General features: G+C 33.5%; 20 protein-coding genes and 3 pseudogenes. 14 read left to right on the top strand and 9 right to left on the bottom strand.

Translation table 11 applies throughout. The annotated features are described in order from the left end of the window. Positions 1–190: 190 nt before the first annotated feature. The 3 genes from B5473_RS20850 to B5473_RS06290 all read left to right on the top strand — a co-directional run bounded on the left by B5473_RS20850 (position 191) and on the right by B5473_RS06290 (position 3,925). On the top strand, positions 191–406 hold the full coding sequence (locus tag B5473_RS20850) for a hypothetical protein (protein WP_254865256.1): 216 nt from the start codon (positions 191–193) through the stop codon (positions 404–406). A 331-nt stretch (positions 407–737) separates the two neighbouring features. Then, positions 738–1,400 carry a CadD family cadmium resistance transporter gene (locus tag B5473_RS06295; RefSeq protein ID WP_079524097.1) on the top strand — a complete coding sequence of 221 codons (663 nt, stop codon included), beginning with the start codon at positions 738–740 and terminating at the stop codon, positions 1,398–1,400. A gap of 644 nt (positions 1,401–2,044) precedes the next feature. Continuing rightward, entirely contained in the window at positions 2,045–3,925 is a 1,881-nt protein-coding gene (locus tag B5473_RS06290) for an N-acetylmuramoyl-L-alanine amidase (protein WP_079524096.1), read from the top strand. 522 nt (positions 3,926–4,447) lie between these two features. Here B5473_RS06290 and B5473_RS06285 read toward each other — a convergent pair. Further along, positions 4,448–5,374 (bottom strand): annotated as a pseudogene (locus B5473_RS06285) (NAD(P)-binding domain-containing protein); the annotation flags it as partial. After that, positions 5,350–5,745: a hypothetical protein gene (locus tag B5473_RS06280; protein ID WP_079524095.1), complete on the bottom strand. Its 396-nt coding sequence runs from the start codon at positions 5,743–5,745 to the stop codon at positions 5,350–5,352. The gene B5473_RS06280 and the pseudogene B5473_RS06285, both read right to left, overlap by 25 nt. A gap of 1,198 nt (positions 5,746–6,943) precedes the next feature. Between B5473_RS06280 and B5473_RS06275 the strand changes: the two genes are divergently transcribed. Together B5473_RS06275 and B5473_RS06270 are read left to right on the top strand one after the other, a co-directional pair. Beyond that, positions 6,944–8,107, top strand: coding sequence for a primase C-terminal domain-containing protein (locus tag B5473_RS06275; RefSeq protein WP_176142035.1), 1,164 nt, complete (start codon positions 6,944–6,946; stop codon positions 8,105–8,107). Between the two features lie 1,335 nt (positions 8,108–9,442). Continuing rightward, positions 9,443–10,018, top strand: coding sequence for a YdhK family protein (locus tag B5473_RS06270; RefSeq protein WP_079524093.1), 576 nt, complete (start codon positions 9,443–9,445; stop codon positions 10,016–10,018). On the opposite strand, the gene B5473_RS06265 is transcribed toward B5473_RS06270, so the two are convergent. After that, positions 10,004–10,198, bottom strand: coding sequence for a stage II sporulation protein P (locus B5473_RS06265; protein WP_079524092.1), 195 nt, complete (start codon positions 10,196–10,198; stop codon positions 10,004–10,006). The genes B5473_RS06270 and B5473_RS06265 overlap by 15 nt on opposite strands. A 202-nt stretch (positions 10,199–10,400) precedes the next feature. Here B5473_RS06265 and B5473_RS06260 point away from each other — a divergent pair, with 202 nt between their 5' ends. The 6 genes and pseudogenes from B5473_RS06260 (at position 10,401) to xerS (ending at position 17,065) form a co-directional block, all read left to right on the top strand. Further along, positions 10,401–11,558 (top strand): D-alanyl-D-alanine carboxypeptidase family protein, encoded by a 1,158-nt coding sequence (locus B5473_RS06260; protein WP_079524091.1) that lies wholly within the window; start codon positions 10,401–10,403, stop codon positions 11,556–11,558. 165 nt (positions 11,559–11,723) lie between these two features. Further along, the gene (locus B5473_RS06255) at positions 11,724–12,863 is read left to right on the top strand and encodes a CAP domain-containing protein (RefSeq protein WP_254865255.1); all 1,140 of its coding nucleotides are present in this window, start codon (positions 11,724–11,726) and stop codon (positions 12,861–12,863) included. A 610-nt stretch (positions 12,864–13,473) separates the two neighbouring features. Beyond that, positions 13,474–13,689, top strand: a pseudogene (locus B5473_RS06250) (potassium-transporting ATPase subunit B); the annotation flags it as partial. A gap of 616 nt (positions 13,690–14,305) precedes the next feature. After that, complete coding sequence (locus tag B5473_RS06245; protein WP_065217310.1) at positions 14,306–15,115, top strand: DUF3800 domain-containing protein; 810 nt, start codon at positions 14,306–14,308, stop codon at positions 15,113–15,115. Positions 15,116–15,291: 176 nt separating this feature from the next. Beyond that, entirely contained in the window at positions 15,292–15,933 is a 642-nt protein-coding gene (locus B5473_RS06240) for a hypothetical protein (RefSeq protein ID WP_065217309.1), read from the top strand. A 4-nt stretch (positions 15,934–15,937) separates the two neighbouring features. Further along, positions 15,938–17,065, top strand: coding sequence for a tyrosine recombinase XerS (gene xerS, locus B5473_RS06235; protein ID WP_065217308.1), 1,128 nt, complete (start codon positions 15,938–15,940; stop codon positions 17,063–17,065). Between the two features lie 205 nt (positions 17,066–17,270). Here xerS and B5473_RS06230 read toward each other — a convergent pair whose 3' ends face one another. Further along, positions 17,271–17,585: a hypothetical protein gene (locus tag B5473_RS06230; protein ID WP_176142034.1), complete on the bottom strand. Its 315-nt coding sequence runs from the start codon at positions 17,583–17,585 to the stop codon at positions 17,271–17,273. 320 nt (positions 17,586–17,905) lie between these two features. Between B5473_RS06230 and B5473_RS06225 the strand changes: the two genes are divergently transcribed. After that, on the top strand, positions 17,906–18,232 hold the full coding sequence (locus tag B5473_RS06225; protein ID WP_065217306.1) for a four-helix bundle copper-binding protein: 327 nt from the start codon (positions 17,906–17,908) through the stop codon (positions 18,230–18,232). 89 nt (positions 18,233–18,321) lie between these two features. Here B5473_RS06225 and B5473_RS06220 read toward each other — a convergent pair. The 5 genes and pseudogenes from B5473_RS06220 to B5473_RS06200 form a co-directional block, all read right to left on the bottom strand. Further along, positions 18,322–19,197 (bottom strand): annotated as a pseudogene (locus B5473_RS06220) (FAD-dependent oxidoreductase); the annotation flags it as partial. Positions 19,198–19,348: 151 nt separating this feature from the next. Next, positions 19,349–19,990 (bottom strand): YitT family protein, encoded by a 642-nt coding sequence (locus B5473_RS06215; protein WP_079524090.1) that lies wholly within the window; start codon positions 19,988–19,990, stop codon positions 19,349–19,351. 270 nt (positions 19,991–20,260) lie between these two features. Further along, positions 20,261–21,010: an amino acid ABC transporter ATP-binding protein gene (locus B5473_RS06210; RefSeq protein WP_269454598.1), complete on the bottom strand. Its 750-nt coding sequence runs from the start codon at positions 21,008–21,010 to the stop codon at positions 20,261–20,263. 2 nt (positions 21,011–21,012) lie between these two features. After that, on the bottom strand, positions 21,013–21,663 hold the full coding sequence (locus tag B5473_RS06205) for an amino acid ABC transporter permease (RefSeq protein ID WP_065217304.1): 651 nt from the start codon (positions 21,661–21,663) through the stop codon (positions 21,013–21,015). Between the two features lie 72 nt (positions 21,664–21,735). Beyond that, entirely contained in the window at positions 21,736–22,530 is a 795-nt protein-coding gene (locus B5473_RS06200; protein WP_065217303.1) for an amino acid ABC transporter substrate-binding protein, read from the bottom strand. Between the two features lie 331 nt (positions 22,531–22,861). Here B5473_RS06200 and B5473_RS06195 point away from each other — a divergent pair, with 331 nt between their 5' ends. Next, positions 22,862–23,902, top strand: a complete 1,041-nt coding sequence (locus B5473_RS06195) for a metal ABC transporter solute-binding protein, Zn/Mn family (RefSeq protein ID WP_065217302.1) — start codon at positions 22,862–22,864, stop codon at positions 23,900–23,902. A gap of 88 nt (positions 23,903–23,990) precedes the next feature. Next, positions 23,991–24,179: a metal-sensing transcriptional repressor gene (locus tag B5473_RS06190; RefSeq protein ID WP_065217301.1), complete on the top strand. Its 189-nt coding sequence runs from the start codon at positions 23,991–23,993 to the stop codon at positions 24,177–24,179. Positions 24,180–24,439 lie beyond the last annotated feature (260 nt).

Here is a 24,439-nt window from a genome sequence, read left to right as displayed (position 1 = left end):
CAATATTGCAATTATGGATTTTACCAGAAGCAGAAGCATTAGAAATGCTGAATCAAGTGCTATATAAATTGTTATTGGATTTGGGTTAATTTTTCTCTTTCAACATTTTCTTGCTCCATATTTTTATTTCGGAAAAGAAACCCATAAACATTCTCACTCTAAAAGTGCAACCCTTGGTGCCTTATTAGGAATGTTGATTCACACGTTTTTTGATGGAATATCAATTGTGGCCAGTTTTATAATAGATGAAAGAATCGGATTTGTTGTATTGATTGGTGTTTTACTACATAAAATCCCAAATGGTTTAACGATTTCTTCTATCGTATTTACAAGCTTGGGAAGCAAGAAGAAGCCAATCGGGCAGCTTTCTTATTGGCAATATCAACGCTATGGGGTGCGATTATAGCCTTGTCTTTAACTCAATTTTTTACGGTAAATAACAGTCTCCTTTCCATTGCTCTATCCATTATAGTAGGTATTTTTATCTATATAGATACAGCTGACTTATTACATGTTGTAAGTGCGACTGAAGATCGACCAATTATTCTTTTCTTCTTTGTGGGAACATTTTCTACTTCATTGGATATTTGAGAAAATTGCTCCAGTCGTACATTAGAGTTTTAAAGATCTAATTGAAATATTTAGATGAAAAATAATCTGAAAACAGGTTAATATCTATGAAAATATATTCAATCGTTTGTTTGATTATTTATAAATATATGAAGGAGTTAACACAAATGAATTTAATTTTAACCATTCTCTCTGCTTTAGGATCTTTTATAGTAACCAATCTTGATGATATTTTTGTCTTGATGTTGCTGTTCTCTCAGGCAAGGACGCAAGCTAAAGTAAGTAACGGCCGAACGGTTAACATGCAGCCGAAAGGCAACCGTATTTACCCTAGAGATATAGTCATTGGGCAATACCTTGGTTTTGCACTTTTAGTTTTAATCAGTCTTTTAGCAACATTTGGTGTAACACTCATTCCTGAACAGTGGGTAGGTTTACTAGGACTAATTCCAATCTATTTAGGAGTTAAACTTTTTATAAAAGGTGAAGATGAAGACGAAGGGGATATTCTTTCTAGTTTAAACAAATTTAATAAGTTCTATTTAAGTGTAGCCTTTATCACATTTGCTAATGGTGGAGACAATATTGGCATTTATGTTCCGTTCTTTTCTACTTTAAATTCCAACCAACTAGTCATTACAGTTGTTACTTTCTTTATAATGGTTGGTGTCTGGTGTTTTATCGGCTATCGTCTAGCAAGATTCAGATATGTTTCTGAAACACTTGAGAAATACGGCCGATGGATAATTCCAATTGTTTTTATAGGATTAGGAATATATATTATGTTAGAAAATGAAACTTTTAGCGCGCTGTCAAATCTTTTTAAATAAAATGTCTTCTTCTGGTACTAGTGTAATCTTTTAGCTGAGTTTATTATTAAGTCTTTTAAGACTTGGTTGGACTGGTTTACTTTATGGTGTGGTGCAACTCTGCTTGTGGTGCCGAATCGTCTGGATCGCAATATTTGCTGATATAGGGGCAACACTACTTGTAACGCTTAACAGTTTAAGGTTATTGAGAGTTAAAGAATAAAAAATACGTACAATAAGATCTATAAAGTATAAAAATTAATTTTAAATAAAGTTTCCGAATGAAAGTTTGGGAAAAAACCCAAGAAATGCTGTGAAAACAATCATTTCTTGGGTTTTCCTTTGAATATAGTTTTTACAGTTTTTATGTAAAGCTATATAGGACTTTTCGAGATTTATCAAAGTGTACGAGTAAATGGTCAGGCTTCTGAGTTGCTTTTGCAATTTTTACAGAAGGGTTTAGGCTAATATTATTATTAAGAATCAAGTGTTGGTGTAATGAAATTTATTTGTTTTCCCGAAATTAGACAAAATAAACCGAATGTAATGTTTTTGTAACTAGACTGTAACAGAAATTTGATGTTTCTCCCCCGATAATCTCTATAAAATTTCCAATAACTTTTATACAATAATAAAGGAACAGCTAAAGAAAGGAATATAGAACAATGAATCAAAAATTGATTACATTGGTTGTTGCAATTTTCCTCGCTTGTACTCTTGCTGTTACACCGACATCAGCAAAAGTTGTATTTGAAGATGTTGCGACAACCGATGACACTTACGACGAGATCCAGTATTTAATTAGCCTTGGAGCGATTAAAGGATATCAGGAAAAGGGCAAAACGTACTACAAACCCAACATGAGTGTAACGCGTGCACAAGCTGCAAAAATGGTTGTTATTTCTGCAGGGGGACAACCATTAACTGTAAGCCAATCTTCTTACACAGATTTAAAAGTAGGAACTGAATTTTCTACATATGTAGAGCGTGCGAAAACGCTTGGCTATTTTCAAACAACTTCAGGGAAATTTTATCCAAATGATGTACTAACACGTGAAGAAATGAGTTATGTTTTAACGAAAGCATTTAATATCAATCCTGATGATTTTAAAGATTATGGAATGCCTTTCAATGATATTAGTTCTTCTAATACTTATGCTTCATACATTAAGGCCGTTTATTATAGTGGCATTGCAAAAGGTAGTAATGGTAACTATATGCCAAAAAGTTCTGTAACACGCGCTCAATTTGCTTCATTCATTGCACGTGCGAATATTGATAAATACCGTTTACCACTTCCACAAAAATTTGAAAAAGTAGATACAACAAAAGTAATTGGCCTAATTTCGGTAACAACAGATGCATTAAACGTGCGTACAGAACCAGATGCTACCAGTAATATCTTAGGCAAAGTAAATACGGGTGGTAAATTATCTGTCTATGCAATTAAGGGAAGTTGGTTAAAGGTTTCTTATCAAGGACAATACGCTTACATTAGTAAATCGTATGCGAAATTCCTTGAACAAGATGGCAATACAATTGGAACAGCGACTAAATCGGTCACAGCCAATCAAACATTAAATTTATACTACAAGCCAAATTCATCATCAAAAACAATTGGCTCGATTAATAATGGCACAAAGCTTTCTGTTTATAAAGAAATCGATGGCTACTATTTAACGATGTACAATGGTTTACCTGGCTATATCGTTAAATCAAGTACAACGGTTGTACAAACATCGACACCATCGACGCCATCTGATACGCATGGTAATTCTGGAACTGTAACATCTACGATTGCGAAAGTTACAGTTGGTGGATTAAATATGCGTGAAACTGCATCAGCAGACGGTAAAGTATTAAGATCATTAGCCAAAGGGACAACGCTTACTGTCCAGTCTATTTCAGGCTATTGGGCGAAAGTTTCAGTAGGTGGCGTAACTGGGTATGTCAACAAATCGTATGTAAAACTTATCAATCAATCTGGAAGTTCCATTAAAAATCGAATTATCATCCTTGACCCAGGTCATGGTGGTAAAGACCCAGGTACTGTTAAAGAAGGCAATAATGAAAAAGCGATTGTAATAAAAGTAGGAAATCTAGTGAGAAAAAAACTAGAAGCTGCAGGTGCCAAAGTTTATATGACACGTACAGGTGATACGTATCCAACATTAGAGGAACGCGTAGCATATACGAAAAATAACTTTGGTGAAATTTATGTCAGTATTCACGTAAACTCAGCTATTTCTACGAGTGCTAAAGGTACAGAGACATACTACAATATTTCAACTGGCGACCAATATGAAGAAGATCAAAAATTAGCGAATTATATTAATAATGAAATAGTGACAAACGCTAACATGAAAGATCGCGGTGTGAAAAATATGGGTTATTATGTCATTAAAAATATGATAATTCCATCTGTATTAGTAGAGCTTGGCTTTATTACAAATACGGAGGACCGTCAAAAATTAATCAGTGACAAATACGTAGAAATCTATGCACAATCGATTTATAAAGGGATTGTTGATTACTACGGCAATTAAATAGTAATGATGACTCAGCGAGGTAAAACTTGCTGAGTCATTTTTTTATTGAGCGGTATTTAAAGTTGAAATTGAGAAAATTATCGCTGGGGAAATGAGCAGAAAATTATAATGAATTATATGAATCTAATAATGTTAAATTAGTCGGTAACCCCTAGAGCTGCTTGTAATATCCTAGGTTCGCTTGTTAACGGAATCCTAGTCCTAACCAGCTTAAAACATGTTTATACAAGTAGGGGTGAACAGTTTTGCAACGGAATCGAGTCCGACGGGCGCTAGGTTCTACCCCAATTACTTTTATAATAAGACCTAAAAGAAAAAGGTCAATCAGAAAATCTGGCTAACCTTATATTATGTTCGGGCGCGTTTCTGGAACACATAGGTAGAAAATGACCAAACTTAGAAGAACCCGTTTGATCATTCTTTTTTCAAAATGGATTCTTCTTATTTATCGTAAATAAGGTTGACGAGATGTTTCTGCTCAAACTTAATTTTCAAAGTTATACTTCAAGGGGATTCTTTTTAACAGCAATTTGAAGTGCTATTACTATTTAAATCTAAACTACAGACACCGGTCTCAGGAAGGTCTAGCTCTACTTTACGAGCTCCTTCGAGATCACCTGTTAAGTAAGCGACAACTGAACGAACTTGCTCATAGCCAGTCGCCATTAAGAAGGTTGGCGCACGTCCGTAGCTTTTCATACCGACAATATAAAAGCCAGTTTCAGGATGACGTAATTCAAGTTCACCATGTGGACGAACCGTACCGCAGCTATGCTCGTTCGGGTCAATCAGTGGTGCTAGTGCTTCGATACTTTCAACAGCCGCATCAATCGATAATCGGATTTCTTTTAAGAACGAGAAGTCTGGACGGCTTCCTGTATTCGCAATGATTTCATCAACTGCAGGAAGTTGTTGTTCGCCAATATTGCCTTCGCCTTTAATAATAATACCAGCTGACGTTTGTTCAAGTCCTTCAATATAAAATGGGGTAAAGACTTTTACTTTTCCTTCATCAACTAATGTATGAATGCGACTCCCTAATTCACCACGAGCAGCAAGGGCATCCTTTTTTTCACCGCCATAAGCATCTTCAACACGTTTTTTACGTAAAACCCATGTAATTTCAACATCTTCAAGCTTTTCCAGTTCTAAAATTGTATTAATAGCTGAGTGTCCACTTCCGATAACAGCGATACGTTTGCCTGTATAGCGTTCTTTTAGTGTTTCAATATTTGGGATACCGTAAAAAATCTTATCAGCAAGCTTTTGTTCAGCTGATGTCCAAACATTATCTGCATTAACAGGATTCGGTGTTGCCCACGTCCCCGTCGCATCAATAACTGCACTGGCAAAAATGCGCTTTGTTTCACCGTTTTGTTCTGCATAAAGTACAAACGGCGCAGAGTTGCGACTGGCAGACTTCATTTTATCGTGATTTTTTTTACTGCTAATCGAACTTCAGCCATCCCCCTAAGAATGCCGCGCGAATCGACAAGCTCTGATATGCTTGTTAGTTCATTTTGCATATTAAAATTATTCGGGCTCGTTACCACATCCCGAATTAATTGAAAGTCGGCATTCATATTAGTAAAAATATAATCCTTCTCATATAGAAGTTCCCACACTGAATTCATTAATGATGCTTCATTATTACCTGACATTTCAACGATAGGAGAAAGTAAGTTAATTATTTCTAATTGATGCTCATGAATAACTCTCTCCAGGGCAGGACGAGTTATGATATCACTATCTGCTTTAGTGCTTATAAAATCAGCTAACTTTTGAAGTGACGCATTAGTTTCTTTTTGATCTCCCAATTTAGCACCTCCAGTAAATAGATTATTTATTCACTCATATAATCAACGTTTCACTTGTTCTTATTATCATACCGAAAATTTACAATGGAAACATAGTCAATTCAACAAAATTCTACATATTTCATTAAAATGAAACAACTTAACCAAACCCGTACACCTTTTTTATCTAAAAATGAAACAAGGCACCGAATTCACTTTATTCATCGTTACTATATACATTTTTTTAATAAAAAATAATAAGAAATGAAATAGCTCTTATATCCTTGTTTCATTTTTCAAGCCAAGCCCGTACACCTTTTTATATATAAAAATGAAACAAGACGCCAAACTAAATAATTTAACATTAGTACGTACTAATAATCTTATTGTCTTGTTTCATTTTATTAGCCAAACCCGTACACCTTTTTTGTATAAAAATGAAACAAGACGCCAAACTAAATAATTTAACATTAGTACGTACTAATAATCTTATTGTCTTGTTTCATTTTATTAGCCAAACCCGTACACCTTTTTATGAAACAAGACACCGAATTAATTTATTTTATCATTGCTAACTATGATTTTTAATAAAAAATAATAAAAAAACGAGAATTCGTACTTTCTTGTTTCATTTTCTTAGCCGAACCCGTACATCTTTGTTTCATTTTGAAATAAAAATCCCTATACCACGCAGTTTATAAGACCATAAAAAAATTTATAATTTTGTTTCAAAAATTTTTTACTGCCAAAGCTGTACACTTTAAAAATAAAAAAAATCATTAATAAACTATATATATCAATGTATCAACGGTTTTTTAAATAAAAAAGATGTTTTTGAAACCTGTTTCATTTTTTTTACCCATAGCAACCTTATAAACCATATTTTATAGTGTAAAGTTCGATTTCTGCCAATCCTGTACATGACTTAAGTCCTTACTTTGTTTCATTTTAGAATTCAAAATTTATCTATATAAGAGAAAAACCGTATTATATCAAGGTTTATACGCTTTTTTCATTTCTTGCAATCTGGAACAAAAACCGAAAAATTCTGCCAGACCCGTTCACCTTTCTAAAAAAATGATACAGCTCTAAAACCCGTTATATCAATGTTTCTAGTGCTTTTATATTTGTTTCATTTTCTTCTAGAGGAAGCAAATTTCACAAAATCCACTTTATTATAATTATCTTAATTATCTCTAAAGTGGAAGGTGAAAATATGATGCTAACATCAGATAAAGTAGATTTACTCTATTCAACTCTATTAAAAGACAATCTCAATGACGCTATCATATTTGGTGTTGAAAATAAATCCGATTTCTTTGATATTTCAAGTAAAGGAAAGATTTTTAACTCAAAAGAAATGTTGTTTAAAGCCATTTCTAAGCTCTCTCATTTCACACCTAACACTTATAAGTTAAAATATGGAGAAACTTCTAAGAAGGGCTTATACGGCTTCACAGAACAAAATCTAAAGCATATTAATACATTTGTACTTGATATAGATAACTTGAATTATTCATTACAGGATATTTTATTAGCATGTATCGATAACAGCATTGGTGCTCCAACAATGGTAGTTCGCACACCTAATGGCCACCAGGTTCATTTTGTGTTGAATAAACCATTTAAAATTTCAAGCACTCGTAATTTTCATAGTCTTAATGTAGCTAAGCGTATTTCCCTAAATTTAAAAGACAGTCTTAAATCTGTAGAAGCTGATCGTTATTGCAACGATTTCGGCTTTTTTAGAGTGCCTAAAGAAAATAATATAGTATGGCTACAGTTAAATGAAACCTATTCACCTGAAGCTATGATTAATTGGTCTGAAAAAATGGATGATAATTTAGAACGTTGCCTGTATACAAATCATCAAAAACAACGTTACACAAACTATTTAGAGTCAAGTATATTTCAAAAAATTCTATCGTTAACATCCATTAAAGGGCACTCAGGAAAACTAGGGCGCAACAACACTATCTTTACAATTGGACTTGCATGTTATGCCGATGGACTATCGATTGTAGAAGCAACTCAACTTATCTATAAATTTAATAATAGATTAAAATTCCCGCTTAAATTAACTGAAATACAAGCATCTATTCGTTCAGCATATTCAGGTAGATACAATGGTCCAAATAAACTGTATATAGATCAAATCTTAGAAGAACATCAGATTGATCAGTCTTACTCAAAATGGTACAAATTTAAAAAAAATCGTTCTGAAAGAAAATATAGCCATATACATGAATGGGAAAACGATTTAGTCACATACTTAGAATCAATTCAAATGAGTGATTCTCCGTATATTAAGCTAACTCAAAAACAAATATGTGAACATATTGGGTGCCAGCAAAGCACTTTAAATTCACTATTAATTTTTTAGCTCTTAAACACCAAGAAATTAATGAAACAAAAAAAAGATATACAAACTATTTAAATAACATCATCCATAATAACTATCCAGAATATATTACAACAGTTCCAACAATAGATTTAGAACCTACTAATATAGCTATAAATACAAGTTAATACTCTATGAAATTAATACTCCAAACTGCCATTACATATATATTAAGTGATCGCCGAGTAGAGTGAATAGATGATAGGGTATTAAGTATCTTGGGTTCACCTATTCTTCTGAGAAAATACTGACTGTATATTGGATAGAGCACGTGTTCTTATGGCGGGTATACAGTTTATTCTACGGAGCTTTTTCATGGGAGAATATCACGTTTTAAATAAGCTGCATGGTTTTTATTTTGATGGCTTGCAGACGTGGACTACTGGAACAATTATTATTACGTTATCAATATGATAAGCATGGAAACTTCTTAAATTCAACTGGTAAATTGTATACATTCAATGGGGTTAATGAAATCACAGTTATTTTGCAGGTAATATAACGAAGGATACATTATACATCGTATGGCCTGGTTCAATTAAAATCGACTTAAGATATTACAGATAGCATAGAAAAAGGTAACGTATACGTATTATTCAGAGTAATTTGGGTTATCACATGGGATAATGGCTAGTAATAAGCTTAACAAATGTAAAAAGTGCCATAGTTGCAAAGTATGATTATGATTCGTGTGGTAATCAGCTGTGAACAGTGCGAACCAATAACTGTATTTAGGGATAGCCGATTTGCTATGCAAGCTATGTGTATGACAATGAAACAAAGCTGTATTATTAACAGGCGAGTTACTATCGATGCTTCATCTCGTATAATCCAGAACCGAGTGATGATGACTGATTCGGATGACTTTTTGCACAATTTACTCCAGTAGTTGGGTAGATTTACATATAAGTATGGCTAGCTTCAGGCTCAGTATGAGGTGAGGATTTTTAGCATTAGCGATGAAGAAACTAAAAGAATGGTGTGAAATGGATGTTAGGCTGCATTTAAATTACTGCTAGAAACTTAGGGGATATAAAGTGTCCAATTAATACTCTTTTCGTAGTTTTGAAATTAATCAAAAAGTCTCATCGGGCTCGCTAAGAAACAATTTGAATATAAATTAAGACGAATGATGAAATAGAGCAATCCATTTAAATCTGGTACAGTTGTTACCCTTACGAAATCATATGAAAGGTATGGACAAAAATTATATGTATATTGATAATCTAAGATTTTGCATATTTTTTGCATAATTAATGTTTATAATCTCCTTTGATAGGAACAAACTAATTAAAGCTAGAACAAGGAGGAATTAGTATGGCGAATAAAATTATGATAGGTATTATCTCCATAACTGCAGCTTTAACACTTTCTGCATGTGCTGGGGATAATAATGAGGAAACAACTCAGAATAATGATGCACAGACAAGTGAAATGCAAGAACATAACATGGAAGGTATGGACCATTCTAGTACCGGTGAAATCCCAGAAGGCTTGGAAGAATCAACAAATCCAACATACCCGGTAGGAAGTACTGCAATAATGAATGCGGACCATATGGGGGGTATGAATGGTGCTGAAGCAACAATTGTAGGTGCCTTTGATACTACTGTATATACAGTATCTTACACTCCTGCTAATGGGGGGGAGCCTGTAACAGATCACAAATGGGTGATTCATGAAGAGTTTGAAGGGATTGGAGAACAACCCTTAGAACAAGGTGAAGAGGCAACGATTAATGCTGATCACATGGAAGGTATGAAAGGTGCTATTGCAACAATTGACTCTGCAGTAGAAACAACTGTTTATATGGTCGATTATACCTCAACAACAGGCGAGGAAGTAACAAATCATAAGTGGGTTACAGAAAGTGAATTGTCACCAGCTGAATAAACTATGCGAAGTGCAATTTGGGGAATTTCCAACTTGCACTTCATTACATTTCTTCTGACCTGTAAAGTTATTTTTTGAAAGAACAGATATGGTTCGGTTGATTTCCTCTTCGGTGTTCTCAATTTTTCCTAGTTCAATTAAAACCATGTTTTCAGCAAGGTCTGGATTATAGATACCCATCAACTAGACAAAGGCAACTGTCATGACAACACTTGTATAGAGTTATTCTTCCTCATTAATTCTTATATCCTAAGTAGTAATTTGTAAATTCTATTATTACGGAATTATTCAAATAATGTTACAGCATAAAACCGCACAATTTCTCCATAATTTTATAGAATAATCAATATCATCAAGTAAGAAAGATACGGGGAATTTATTTATGAGCAAAATTATTATTATTGTCATTACAGTATTAGCATTTAATTCTTTTCATTTTACTAAGGCGTTTGGTGCAAGTCTACCACCTACTATAGTTAGTGAAGCAGCAATAGTTCTAGAAGCTAATTCAGGACAAATATTATATGAAAAGAATTCTAAGAATCAAATGTATCCAGCAAGTTTAACTAAAATTGCTACAGCCATTTATGCTATTGAAACAGGTCAATTAGATGATTTGGTTACAGTTAGTAGTAATGCACGAAATGCTGAAGGTTCAAAAGTATATCTAGAAGAAGGAGAAAAAGTTACATTAAATAAGTTAGTACAGGGCTTATTAATAAACTCTGGGAATGATGCAGGCATAGCAATTGCAGAACATCTAAGTGGAAGTGTAGAAGAATTTTCAAATAACATAAACACTTATTTAAATAACGTTGTTAAAGTCGATAATACAATTTTTGAAAATCCACATGGGCTTTTTGATTCAGAGCATGTTACAACTGCTGTAGATTTAGCAAAGATAACACAATATGCAATGCAAAATAAAGTGTTTCAGGATATATTCGGTACAAAGGAATTAGACTGGGATGGAGAGACATGGGATACCACCCTTATAACCCATCACAAACTGTTAAAAGGCGAAATTCCCTATAAAGAAGTAACTGGGGGAAAGACGGGATATATAAACGCATCAGGCTTTACGTTAGCAACTACTGCAGAGACTAATAAGTTAAGCTTAATTGTAATAACATTGAATAGCAGTACTGACGATGAAGCATACCATGATACAGAAAAGTTATTAGACTATGCTTTTAATAATTATGAAACAACAACTATTCAAAAAGGCACAATTTTCAAATTAGAAAATGAACAGTATAGAACTGTAAAAAATATTTTTTATACATCATCAATAAATTGGAAAGTTAATAAAAGTGTAAATAGTGATGGAACTTTGGATATAATCGAAGAGAACGGTGATTTAATTGCTAACTACCAATTAGAGAAAAAGAATTTAGCAACTCCAAACATTGTTGAGAAAGGTGAGAAGGGGTTCTCGTTTAATTTAGTTTCAACTTTTTTAGTTCTAATATTATCTTTAATAGCATTAAATCTGTACTTTAGATTTTCAAAATCATCGAACCCAAATTATAGGGAGTAATTAACAACAAAGTCTCTGGAATCTACAAAAACTAATACTTTAATCCATTAATTAAGACTAGACGTTGTACTATTGCACAGTTTACTTTCTTCTCAGATGTTACTTTAGGTAGTAAGTTGCAACTACTATTTCTCATATCTATTAATTTAATAGGGAGGGTCAATCTTGAGGTTTATACGAATATTACTACCTTTATTCATAATTCTTGGAATTATTCTGTTTATAGACGGAAAAGGCATTCAAGATTCAAAAATTCATACGATTTATCAAAATATAACCACCAATTTTGGAGTTTGGAAAGAAGGCTTTAAAATTCAGCCTGCGCTAGATTTTTTAGGCAAAGAAGTAAATCAAATATTTGGTGAGTTCAAACAAGTAATTACCAACAGTCAAAGACATCCTTCCAATCTCGTTTCACCAGATATCGAAAAGCCCAAATTATCAGAACCTACTTCTTACTCTCTTTCCATTTATAATATTGAGCTTGGTGATTCAAGAGAGGAGGTTGAAGACCTATTTGGTAAAGCCAAGAGATTTTCCATGAATGAATATGGAGTAAATTGGAATACTTATCATGAAGAGTATCGTAACTATTTTATGATTGCATATGATAATGAAAATAAAGTTGCAGGATTATATACTAATCAAGAATTACTTTCTTCTAAACAAAAAGTTAAAATTGGCAGTCCAAAAGATAAGGTGTTGGCACAATTTGGGAATCCGTTAACATCCTTGAAAAAAGGAAGGATATCACATCAAATTCAAAGTAGTGAATATTATTTATACAAGTTTGATGATAGTTATGTAACTATCTTTTTTGATAAGCATAAAGAAAATATTGTAACAGCTATTCAAATTATAAATGAAGAATTAGAAAATCATAAAAAAGATTTTTATGCAAATGGAAACCAATTATTAGTAGAAGGGTTTGAATACCAATTATTTGATTTAACTAATTCTTCTAGAGTAGTAAACAAGCTACAACCTTTAACATGGGATGATCATGTAAAAATAACAGCACGGGAACATAGTATGGATATGGCTGTTAATCAATATTTTAATCATATAAATTTGGAAGGACAATCACCTTTTGATCGTATGAAAGAGGATAATATCTCTTTTCATACAGCAGGTGAAAATATTGCAGCTGGTCAACTAAGCAGTATTTTTGCCCATGAAGGCTTAATGAACTCTTTGGGGCATAGAGAAAATATCCTTCAATCCAACTTTGAATCATTAGGAATTGGTGTTGCGTTTGACACAAACGAAAAACCATATTATACACAAAATTTTCTAACTAAGTGATTTAAATGAATTTTATTACTATTTAGCGCCTATATTGGCATCACCAGAAAGCTTACTTGTATCAATTCATAGAACCTTAAGCGAGCAGACGCCACAAGGGGAGAGAAGCCCTATTATGTCAGTGTTACATTTTTAAATAGTCGGTTCGTAGAACTTTATAGATTAAACGCTGTAGGTTTTAACTATTTAGATTTAGTCTCGTTATGTGAAAACATCCTACAATCTAATTATGAGTTTGGAACAGATGCATATGAATGAATAGGCTTAGTAATTTGTGGGAAGAAGAAAAATCTTTTGATTACATTTAGGGTATAATGATTTAGGTTTCTTTGCTTATTAGTATTTATGCTGTAAGCAAATACGGCAAATAGCCGTATTATATAAAATTGTTTTCTATCGCGGAGCATGTAGTAGACCTATTCTATAGGTTTACTGCGTGTTTTTTTGATTTAAGAGAATTCATAACGATTGCAGCTGTTTATGAAAGAATATTCGAATATAGCCGGGGTGAGCAGTGTATCGATAATAATTGTCCTTTCAAAAATGTACGTAGATTGGAAAAGAATCTTTTAAATCCAAAGTGCGGGGATGAGGTGTGGGTAGCGGAGAAATTCCAATCGAACCTCAATTACTCATGACAAGAGGGAGTTTAACAACGTTCTCCATAGCCAATGATTTAGCAAAAATTTGCTATTATCCTGCGCTTTTTCTCGGCTTATACCCGGAGTTAGATCGGTTAAATATTATGCAGTTGTACAGTCTGGAAAGTGCCATACTTACTGCAATTATCTATAATACAGTCATTATTATTGCATTAATACCGCTACCGTAACTGGGCGTATAACAGCTGCAATTTTAAACGATGAACCCAATCACAAGGGAAAGTCGGGCAGATTGCAAGGACACTTATTATTTCTTAACTAATAATGCATAAGCGTTTGCCATTTTGGCAGGCGCTTTTTTAACTGCGTGCGGAATCTATAAAATTAATGATGATTTGTTCGGATTGATTAACAAAGTGTTGTAGAAGGACAAGACTTTCTTGTCTTTTTAATCATAGTGAATTTTAGGCAATGATAAATTAGGCTTTCCAATTTCAAAAATTCAACGACAAGAGATTTTTGTCCAAAACGGTACTAACTTTGTGTCCATGTACAAGTATAGATTTTATAATCAAAAATTTAAATTCTAACAGGGGGCTCACAACATCATAACTTTTTCGCAAAATACCAATTTCACGAAAAAGTAATAGATAGTATAGGTATATTATGGTAAAATAAAAAAAGATACCACAGGCTGCAAGAGCAGCCAATAGTATCTCATAAATGTTATTCGGAAAACTGCAAGAGCAGTTCATAAAATAACATATGTAATTTAATATGATTCAATATAAATGAATTATACCAATCATGCTTGAATTTTTCAAGTAGTGGAGGAATTTTATGAATAACGAAAAAAACCATACTGTTAATATTTACTTTGATGAAAGTGGTAAGGCAAATGAAACCCTTCATTTGATGGGCGCAATTTTATTTCCTCAAGATTACTATTTGCATCATCAAGAAAAGTTGGACAAAATCATCAAAAATGCTGGCATTCATTGGACTAGTTATGGGGGACATACGGCAATACGGGATAGCATTAAAATATTATTATCAGATGTACTCTCGCATCATCATTTAATGAAGATGAATGTTATTTCATACGATATTAATAAGGTTGAATTTAATTCAAAACCAATTAAACCAATTATTTCCGATATAGTAGATCGTACTATTTATACAAAGTTTCCAGAGCGTGTAGTCTACGGATTAATCAGGAAATATGGAAAAAACACTTTCGTAAATGCAGATGTTTTTATTGAGCACGACCGTACATACGAAGCTAAAAATTATGATTTGAAGGTTGATATGCTAAGGCAGTTAAACATTCAATCAATTTATCGTGGGGAAAATTTTAAAGTTAATAGTGTTTCATATTTGCCTAAAAAAGCAACCTACGGTATTGAAGTAACCGACCTTTTATTAGGTATTGTTAGGACAATTATTTTAAATGAAAGTTCTGATTCAAACCGTAAGAAAGCTAAAAATCAATTAGTAATGGAGCTATTAAATAACGAAAGTAATCTTTACCCCTTTTTAGAATCAATTAAGTTATTTGAATGGTATGGTGATTCTAGTGAGCTGCGTTCTGTCCCCTTTAATAGCTATATAGATGTATTTTTTAGCTCGAATCTTAAATTACTGAATTAGGGGGATATTGGTAGTGAATAAAACCGAACACTTTTTCGTTAAAAATGTATTTTGCGAATAAGTGTTCGCATTTATAGTCATTTAGTTAACTATCACTGCCCTACCCTGTTGCGTACGGAAATGATACAAGGAACTAATTATTTTGCGCAATATCCCTACTATACGGAGGTTTTATTATGAAAAAAATGAAAGTTGATTATCGTGGTCAAAGTTTATATGATTCCCTTTATTATTTACAGCATGGTGTTGGGATACGTGGCCATGTATATTCTTATTTTTATGATAGTAAAGGTCGCCTGAAAGAACGCAACTATTTAGGCGATTTTTTAATTACTACGGAGTGTGCGGTACACTTTAATTTTGCTTACCAATTTAATGCCCGAATCCCCTATACATTGGCATTTGATTTATTAAAACAATCACTAATAAAAGCTGCGGCAAAAGAAAGTGTATTAGACCTTGATTCAACGCTACATGAAGAATTAATTATGTATTTAGGATTAACATATCCAGAAAACTTCACAACTGAAGAATTACAATTATCAAATATGGATAATTTAAGTTATTTATTCGAACATATGATGCGTTATAACTGCTCCCCTGCTGTCACAAACGATTTTTTAAGCAAGTTAATACTAATAGACCCTGTAGAGTCAGAAAATGAATTTGAGAAGTCTGCGCTTTTAATTTGCAATGAAATTGAGGGTATTATTACCGATGATAAATACACTGAAACCGTAAAGCGAGATGCACTTGAATTAGCTGTGGCTAAAAATATGGACATTTTCCATGATTACGAAAATTCCCTGAAGGAGTGATTATATGGCTACACTATCTCCCGATGATCTAAAGATCTTAGAATATACGGATAAGCTTACTAAAGAACTTCCCTTTTATATACGTGATTTCCGTATAGAGAAAAATAAAGAACAGATTTCTTTCAGAACGATTCACCAATACTTATATAGATACAAAATATTCTTTGAATGGCTACTTAAAGAAGGAATTGCTGATGCACCAGATATTAAAGAAATAACTTTAGAGCACCTATCCCAAATAAGAAAAAAGGATATTGAATATTTTATAGAACATGTATCAAATGAGGATATTTCGAAAAAGCATGAAACTAGCAGTCGAGTACGTGAAATGCGTTCGGTATCACTTATGGTATCTGCTCTTAAGTCCCTATTTCACTTCTTGGCTGTTACCAGTGATGATGACCAGGGTAAAACGTACCTAAGCGAAAATATTATGGCTAAGGTAAAAATTCCGGTTTATAAAGAAACATCAGCAAACCGCGCTGCGGAAATTGCTACGCAAATACTAGATAGTAAACGCCTGTTCGACTTTGTTGATTACTTAGGGGATGATGGACCGGATGGATATTTAGCAAAATTAGAAGTGCCCCAACAGATTTCTTTATTCAAACGTGATTGTGAGCGTGATATTGCAATTATAGCTATTTTATTGGCCACAGGAATGCGTGTAGGAGAACTTGCTCGTATCACTATGGCGGATATTAATTATAGCGCTCAAACTGTTAAAGTCACCCGAAAAGGCAATAAAAAAGATACAATTTACATTATTGATTCTGCCTTTAACCGTTTGCTGGAATACATAGCAATTCGAAATACACGTTATCCCCAAGCCGAAATGTGCCCTTTCCTTTTTGTAACGTATCGAAAACCAGCAAAGGCAATCAGCATACGAACAATTCAAATGTTTGTAGAAAAATACACTAGTTCTTATTTTCCGAATGGTGTATATCCACATAAGCTGCGCCATTCGTTTTCGGTAGCGTTTATAAAAAATGGAGGCGAGGCAACAATTCTGAGGGATTTATTAGGTCATACCGATATTAAAACTACCTCTCTATATATTAATATGGCCAATTCTGATAGAGTTCATGCTTTAAATGCGCTAGAATCCTATTTAAGAACCCGTCCATAGGAAATGGCACTATTGTTGAATTGATGAAATAAAGATTGATCATTTGTAAGAAAGTTCGAGAAAAATGCGCAACCTTTATAAAGAAACCTTGTAATAACAACGTATTGAAGTAACCGACATATTTTTTATTTAGATATTAAAAAAGACCACTTCAAACAACTATTTAGTCGTTTGAAGTGGTCTTTTCTAAAAAGCTTTATATTAATTAATCAACAAATATATGAAATTTATCATCTTTAGTTGGAAGCTCCCCTCCAGGTACATTTAACATATAACGAATAATCTTTACAGCTAACTCATTTGAAGGTAAATTCATATTTGATGCTCCCCATGCCTTATAGATTAATATTGGGGTAGCTTCCTCAGTAAGACGATAAAGAGCCATCCGGTGAGAATAGGATTTACTATTTGGATCGGAATCTTTCTTTTTTAATGTTACCCTAATTATCCGCTCAGGCTCAAAAATTCCGTTCTTATGTTCCAAAATATCAAACCAACTCTTCGAAACACCAAACACCAATCATTTCTTTTACAAAACTGCGTTTTTCATGATTCTTTGATTGAACTAACTTTTATCGATGAATTTAAAACAAGAAAACAAAACACAGTAGACCTGAAAGGAAGTGCTGAAATAGTAGAAGCTGTAGGATCTTCCGTTCAGCAATATCAATCCTGTATTGATGCATGTGATGCTTGCGTCGTAGCTTGTGAACAATACTAGACACTTACTTAAATATATGCAGTTTTTATGGAGTTTTAATTATTTCAGTTTATATTAATAATTAATGGGGAAATTATATTATGTAACCAAAAATAATCACTAAAATGGAGGTTTTATTAATGGCGCATGAACAGTATCAACAACTATTACAAACTTTACATGAATGTATGACAGAGTGTAATCATTGTTATGATGCATGTTTAAAAGAAGACGATATTAAAATGATGGCAGAGTGTATTCGGTTGGATAGAGAATGTGCTGATATTTGTGCTTACCTTGAACAAGCAATCTCAAGAGGTACACCCTTTGTTTCTGAATTAGCTTCTGTGTGTGCTACTATTTGCGAGGCTTGTGGGAATGAATGTAAAAAACATAATCATGATCACTGTCAAAAATGTGCTGATGCCTGCTTTAAATGCGCAGAAGCATGTAGAAGTGTTGCTTAAAAACATCTATTCTGTAAAAAATTGCTCAAAGCAGGTTTACCTTCCTATTTGAGCAATTTTTTATCCAAATACAACATATTCATTCACATTTACCCTGCACAACAAGATAATTTGGATACATCTTTATCAAAAGTTAGGGCAGCTAATTTTAAGCCTTCTGCCATTGTTAAATATGGTGCAAGGCTTTCTTTTAAATCTTCTACAGTTAACCCAAACTTAACGGCTAAAGTCGCTGCATAAATCACATCACCTGCATTTTCAGATACAATATGAACCCCTAGCACTTTTAATGTTTTTGCATCTGCCACAAGCTTGAAAACACCTGTTGTTTCACGATTTACTATCGCTCTTGGAACCGCATCTAAGGGCAATACAGAGGTTTTTACTTTATAGCCTTTTTCTTTTGCTTTTTCTTACGTTAAACCAACGGTTGCAATAGATGGATTTGTAAATGTAACTCCAGGAACAACCGATAAATCTGATTTTTTATTTAATCCACCAATTGCATTTTCGGCAACAATTCCACCTTCATAGGCTGCTACATACACAAATTGAGGTCCTAATGTTACATCGCCTGCTGCATAAACCTTTTCATTACTTGTTCTGGCATAATCATTTATCAATATTTCTTTTCGTTTTCCGACTTCTACACCTGCTGCACTTAAATTTAAAGAGTCCGTATTTGGTTTTCTTCCTGTTGCAACAAGTAACTGCTCTGATTCCACAACTTTTTTCCTGCCATCTACTGTTACATAAACCTTTTTTAGTTCTCCATCTTGAAATGAATCACTTGCCACTCGACTTTAATAGTTTATCAATTTACTTACATCAATCAGTTAAAGTTGATAAGGTACGATTATCTACTGTTCCACACGCTCAAAAGTTGCCCCTTTTACAAGATTTATACCCTGTTCAGTTAACGCTTTTTCTACGGCTTCTGAAATTTCTGGGTCATATTCTTTTACCTATTTTATAATAGGGGAATGAATATTTTTACCAATCATTATAAATGGAGAAGCCTAGATATTATCACGATAACGGAGTAAATGTAAACAAGCTGCAAGGCCAAAATTTGATAACTTTATAAAATGAATTATACCTCTCCATAAATACTCATTAGTGAGCTACTAAATGCCCTTTTCTACTTGTAATAAGACTTGTGGTTACACCAATAAAAAGTATAGTTATAATGGAGAGATAAAATGTTTCTGAAGATAATAATAATCCACCAACAATTATAACAATGGAATCAATAAACAAGATATAAATGCCCACATTTATACCTGTCCTATCACATAAAAACTGAGCAATAAAATCCGTGCCCCCAGTACTTGTCTGAAAATGTAACATTAATCCAATTCCAATTCCTACAAAGATGCCACCTAATATAGAACTGTAGAACGCTTCGATTTTAATTAGATTATTAACTGGTGCTAGAAAATTAATAAAAAATGCAGACAGAATCATTCCATGCAAACTATTATAAAAAAAGTTTCTATAATGAAACCATGCGTAGATAAAGATTGGAATGCTTAATATAATTACTGTTAAACCTATATTAAAACCCCATAAGTAGTTTGCTATTAATCCGATACCAACTGTTCCTCCATCTAATATTTTATGTGGTACTAAAAACAAATTTATACCTAAAGATGGAAAAATACTACCTATAATTAGTGCTAAACCTTTTTTAATAAATACAGGGGACCACCTCTTATTGTAAATTTTTACGGTAATTATAAATAAATATATGTTCATTTTTAAGTTTACAGTAGAGAATCTGAAAATAATAAAGCTATAACTCGTTGGATACTTACATAATATTCTGTTCGGAATCGATTATAAAATTTCCTTCGTAACTTAACTTCATGCACAATAATGGATAGACTAGCATGTGGAAATAAGCCATTTGTATCTGCAAAACATTTTTATGTAAAGAATTGCCCCAATAATAAAAACAGTAAGAACACCATTTAATTGGCACCCTTACTGTCTCTATTCATACTAAATATCCGCAAGAAATTAAAATTAATTAAAATGATTCTGTAAAAATATTTGTGCACGTCTAGTTTGTGGATTTTGAAAAAATTCCAATGGTGTTGCCGTTTCGACGATTTCGCCGTTATCCATAAACACAATTCTATCTGCAACCTCTCGTGCAAAGCCCATTTCATGTGTCACAACTAGCATTGTCATATTTTCATGCGCTAATTCTTTCATAACCTTTAATACTTCACCTGTTAATTCAGGATCAAGGGCCGAAGTCGGCTCATCAAACAACAAAATTTCGGGTTTTAACATTAGTGCCCTTGCAATCGCTACACGCTGTTTTTGCCCACCAGATAGCTTGGCTGGATATTCATTCGCCTTTTCTAATAATCCAACCTTTTGTAAAAGCTCTTCACTTTGTTTTTGAATAGCCTCTTTTGTGTATAATTTTAATTGCTTCGGAGTTATTTCTAGATTTTCACGCACTGTTAAATGCGGAAACAAGTTGAAATTTTGAAATACCATACCCATTTTAGCTGTGATTTGTTTCCTTGTTTGTGGTGTTGTATATACCCCATTCTTCACTAAAGTCTGCCCATCAATAATTATGTCACCGAAATCAATACGTTCTAAGTTGACTAAGCTTCTAAGTAATGTACTTTTTCCTGAACCCGAGGGACCAAGAATAGCAATCACTTCATTTTTTTTTGCAAAAAAAGAAATATCCTGAAGTACTTTTGATACACCAAATGCTTTTGCTAAATTTTTAACCTCAATCAATGTACACACCTCTATTCATATTTGAATCTTTTTTCTAAGCCTTTAAAGAACCATGTTAGTAGTAACGTCATCAGTAAATAAATCACACCGGCCACAAAATAAGGTATAATCGTAAAGTCACGATTGACGGCTGTTTGCGCAAAGTGTAACAGCTCCGGTATTGCTACTGCATATAGAAGTGCTGTATCTTTCACTAATGTGACAGATTCATTCGATATAGCTGGTAATGCGACACGAATCATTTGTGGGATAATAATTTTTGTCATCGTTTGAAATTTATTTAATCCTAGTACTTGTGCAGCCTCGTACTGCCCTTTATCAATCGATAGTAAACCACCTCTAAAAATTTCCGCAAAATATGCTGCGTAATTTAAAATGAAACCAATACATGCTGCGACAAATCGGTCTAGTACAAGGTATTCACCAATACCTGGAATCATCGGCAGACCAAAACAAATGATAAGTAATTGTAAAAGCAGCGGTGTACCACGCATGACATATATATACGTACTTGCTAACGCTACAACTGCTTTCCATTTACTTTGAACTGCTAATGTGAGTAAGAAACCGAGTGGAACAGCAAGTATAATGGCGATTATAAATAGTAAAACGGTCATTTTTGCGCCTTCTAACATTGGAAGGACAACGGTTTGAAAATCCATTACTTACACTCCCTCTCTATCATGAACAGAAAAAGATAAGAGCTTTTTAAATGAAGCTCTTACCTTTTGTCATTATTTTAAAATGCGGTCTTCGCCAAACCATTTCTCTGAAATTTTAGCTGCAATACCGTTTTCATTCATCATGTCTAACGCTGCTTGTAACTCTTCTAAAAGTTTCTCATTCCCTTTTTTCACACCAACTCCGTACTGCTCTGGCGCTAAGGCATCATCTAAAATTTTGAATGTGTCTGGCTCCTGAGTCATGTAATATTCGCCAACGACTGAATCAATAATAACCGCCTGTGTACGGCCTGCCTTTAAATCTGTTAATGCTAATACGTTATCACCGTATTCAGATAAAGAAGCAATTTCGTCTTTAACAGAATGCGCGTTAATTGCATCTACAGCCGAAGATAAGGCTTGAATCCCTACATCTTTTCCTGCTAAGTCTTCAATTGATGCAAGTTCAGAATCTTTCAGCGTCATTACAACTTGAGCATTTTCTAAATAAGGTTCCGTGAATAACACTTTCTCCCTACGTTCATCTGTAATCGTATAACCATTCCAAATTAAATCGATACGACTACTTGCAAGTTCTACTTCTTTAGTTTTCCAATCAATTGGTTGAAATTCTACCTCAACTCCCATTTGATCTGCAGCAGCACGTGCATAATCAATATCAAAGCCCACAATCTCATTGGTTTCATCTCTGAATCCCATTGGGGCAAATTTATCATCAATCCCAATAATTAATACTTCCTTCTCTTCTGTTTTACTCGAAGAAGTCGATTCCTCTGTATCGCTACAAGCCGCTAAGATTGTTGCTGTTGCAGCTAGACCTACTAATAATGTTTTAATTTTTTTCATATCAAAACTCCTAATCTCATAATATAATTTCACTCACTAATACACTAGCACACTAAAGTACATGTACAAAAAAATAATTGTTAAAGACTGACCATCTCTTTAGCAATACTACTAATCTATCCACTTTATTAAGTTGGGTATTTCAGCGAATAATTATGATTATAAAAACAAAATGTGGAGAAAGTATGGAGGAAAATTAAAATCAATAAATTTAATTTAATTTGTGACCAAATAATTAATCTAAATTTTTTTGCTTGTCAGCATTTCTTCTTTACTGTATATTTACATACATTAAACGTAATCATTACGATTTGAAAGGAATTAGAACGGCATGAAAAAATGGTTAGCTCCCCTTCTAGTAACAAGTGGCTTATTACTAGCAGCCTGCGGGAATAATGAAGAAGACAAACAAACAACTGAGAATACTACGGAAAAAGTAAAAGTATATACAACAGTTTATCCGCTTACTTACTTCACTGAGGTTATCGGTGGTGAATATGTAGATGTTGAATCGGCTTACCCACCTGGTGCAAATGAGCATTCATTTGAGCCAACTCAAAAAGACATGATTGATTTTGCCAATGCAGATGTTCTCTTTTATATTGGTCTCGGTTTAGAGGGCTTTGTAGAGAATGCGAAGGAAACATTAGCAAATGAAGACGTACAATTTATTGCAACGACGGACAATGTTTCAGACGAGAAATTAGCTATTAGTACAGGCGAAGTTGATTCACATGAAGGCGAAACAGCTGAGGAACACGCAGAGCATTCAGAAGAGTCAAACACCGATTCACATGAGGATGAATCGGTTAAAGAAGAAACGGGCCAGGAAGGTCATGGTCACGGTGAATTAGACCCACATGTTTGGCTATCTACAGACATTTCAAAAGACTTAGCCTTAGCGATTAAAGATACTTTAGTTGATGAAATGCCTGAACAAGCTGCTGTTTTTGAAGATAACTACACACAGTTAGTCACTGAATTGGAAAGCTTAGATACTGCTTTTGAAGAAATGACTACAAGTGTATCAAATAACACCTTCTTTGTTTCACATGCAGCATTTGGCTATATTGCAGGTACCTATAATTTAGAGCAAGTAGCCATCGCTGGTCTAAACTCTCAAGATGAACCTTCTCAAGCTGAGCTTGTCGAGCTTGTCAAAATGGCAAAAGAGCGCAATATCCAGTATGTATTATTTGAACAAAATATATCATCAAAACTAACAGAAATAATCCAAGAAGAGCTTGGGGCTAAATCACTGACGCTGCATAACTTAAGTGTATTAACCGATGAAGATCTTCAAAATAACGAAAATTATTTCACCCTAATGGAAAAAAATATTGAGACATTGCGTCAAGCATTAACAAAGTAATTGTTGTTTTACGGAGAACTCTATAAAAGTTCTCCCTCTTTTTACATAAAACCATCCTCCCCAGGGGGTTAAGGAGGAATAGAGTATTATGTGTCAAAATCATCCACATCATGAACATAAACAACGTAAGAAAGTCGTGAATCGGCTAGCACGTATTGAAGGGCATGTGCGCGCCATTAAAGAAATGACCAGTGACTGTGCGGAAATTTTATTACAACTAGCTGCAGTAAGAAAAGCCATCGATAATACAGCAAAAGTTGTTTTTGCTAATCAATGACAACTTATAAATTAACAGCACCAAAATTTTATAGCTGGTTATCTATAAGCAATCGGATACAAAACCATCGTTATATAGCACTGCGATTGATATGTGGGGTGTTCGTATTCTAGGGGTATATATATTAGACATTCATAATTTGGTATTTTAGGTGTGTGATTGTCTACCGCAATTGACTTAGTTATGAGAGCAGTTTTCCTTACATGGAAATATCATTCACATTTAAAAAAGCTATTACAAGATAAATATTGACTACACAC

The sequence above is a fragment of the Solibacillus isronensis genome, from assembly GCF_900168685.1.
Classification (GTDB): domain Bacteria; phylum Bacillota; class Bacilli; order Bacillales_A; family Planococcaceae; genus Solibacillus; species Solibacillus isronensis_A.
This window is presented reverse-complemented; position numbering and strand designations above follow the sequence as displayed.

Coding starts and splice junctions, on each gene's coding strand:
- B5473_RS20850 (WP_254865256.1), top strand. CDS start 191: ATGTTGATTCACACGTTTTTTGATGGAATATCAATTGTGGCCAGTTTT.
- B5473_RS06295 (WP_079524097.1), top strand. CDS start 738: ATGAATTTAATTTTAACCATTCTCTCTGCTTTAGGATCTTTTATAGTA.
- B5473_RS06290 (WP_079524096.1), top strand. CDS start 2,045: ATGAATCAAAAATTGATTACATTGGTTGTTGCAATTTTCCTCGCTTGT.
- B5473_RS06275 (WP_176142035.1), top strand. CDS start 6,944: ATGCTAACATCAGATAAAGTAGATTTACTCTATTCAACTCTATTAAAA.
- B5473_RS06270 (WP_079524093.1), top strand. CDS start 9,443: ATGGCGAATAAAATTATGATAGGTATTATCTCCATAACTGCAGCTTTA.
- B5473_RS06265 (WP_079524092.1), bottom strand. CDS start 10,198: ATGGGTATCTATAATCCAGACCTTGCTGAAAACATGGTTTTAATTGAA.
- B5473_RS06260 (WP_079524091.1), top strand. CDS start 10,401: ATGAGCAAAATTATTATTATTGTCATTACAGTATTAGCATTTAATTCT.
- B5473_RS06245 (WP_065217310.1), top strand. CDS start 14,306: ATGAATAACGAAAAAAACCATACTGTTAATATTTACTTTGATGAAAGT.
- B5473_RS06240 (WP_065217309.1), top strand. CDS start 15,292: ATGAAAAAAATGAAAGTTGATTATCGTGGTCAAAGTTTATATGATTCC.
- xerS (WP_065217308.1), top strand. CDS start 15,938: ATGGCTACACTATCTCCCGATGATCTAAAGATCTTAGAATATACGGAT.
- B5473_RS06225 (WP_065217306.1), top strand. CDS start 17,906: ATGGCGCATGAACAGTATCAACAACTATTACAAACTTTACATGAATGT.
- B5473_RS06215 (WP_079524090.1), bottom strand. CDS start 19,990: ATGAACATATATTTATTTATAATTACCGTAAAAATTTACAATAAGAGG.
- B5473_RS06205 (WP_065217304.1), bottom strand. CDS start 21,663: ATGGATTTTCAAACCGTTGTCCTTCCAATGTTAGAAGGCGCAAAAATG.
- B5473_RS06200 (WP_065217303.1), bottom strand. CDS start 22,530: ATGAAAAAAATTAAAACATTATTAGTAGGTCTAGCTGCAACAGCAACA.
- B5473_RS06195 (WP_065217302.1), top strand. CDS start 22,862: ATGAAAAAATGGTTAGCTCCCCTTCTAGTAACAAGTGGCTTATTACTA.
- B5473_RS06190 (WP_065217301.1), top strand. CDS start 23,991: ATGTGTCAAAATCATCCACATCATGAACATAAACAACGTAAGAAAGTC.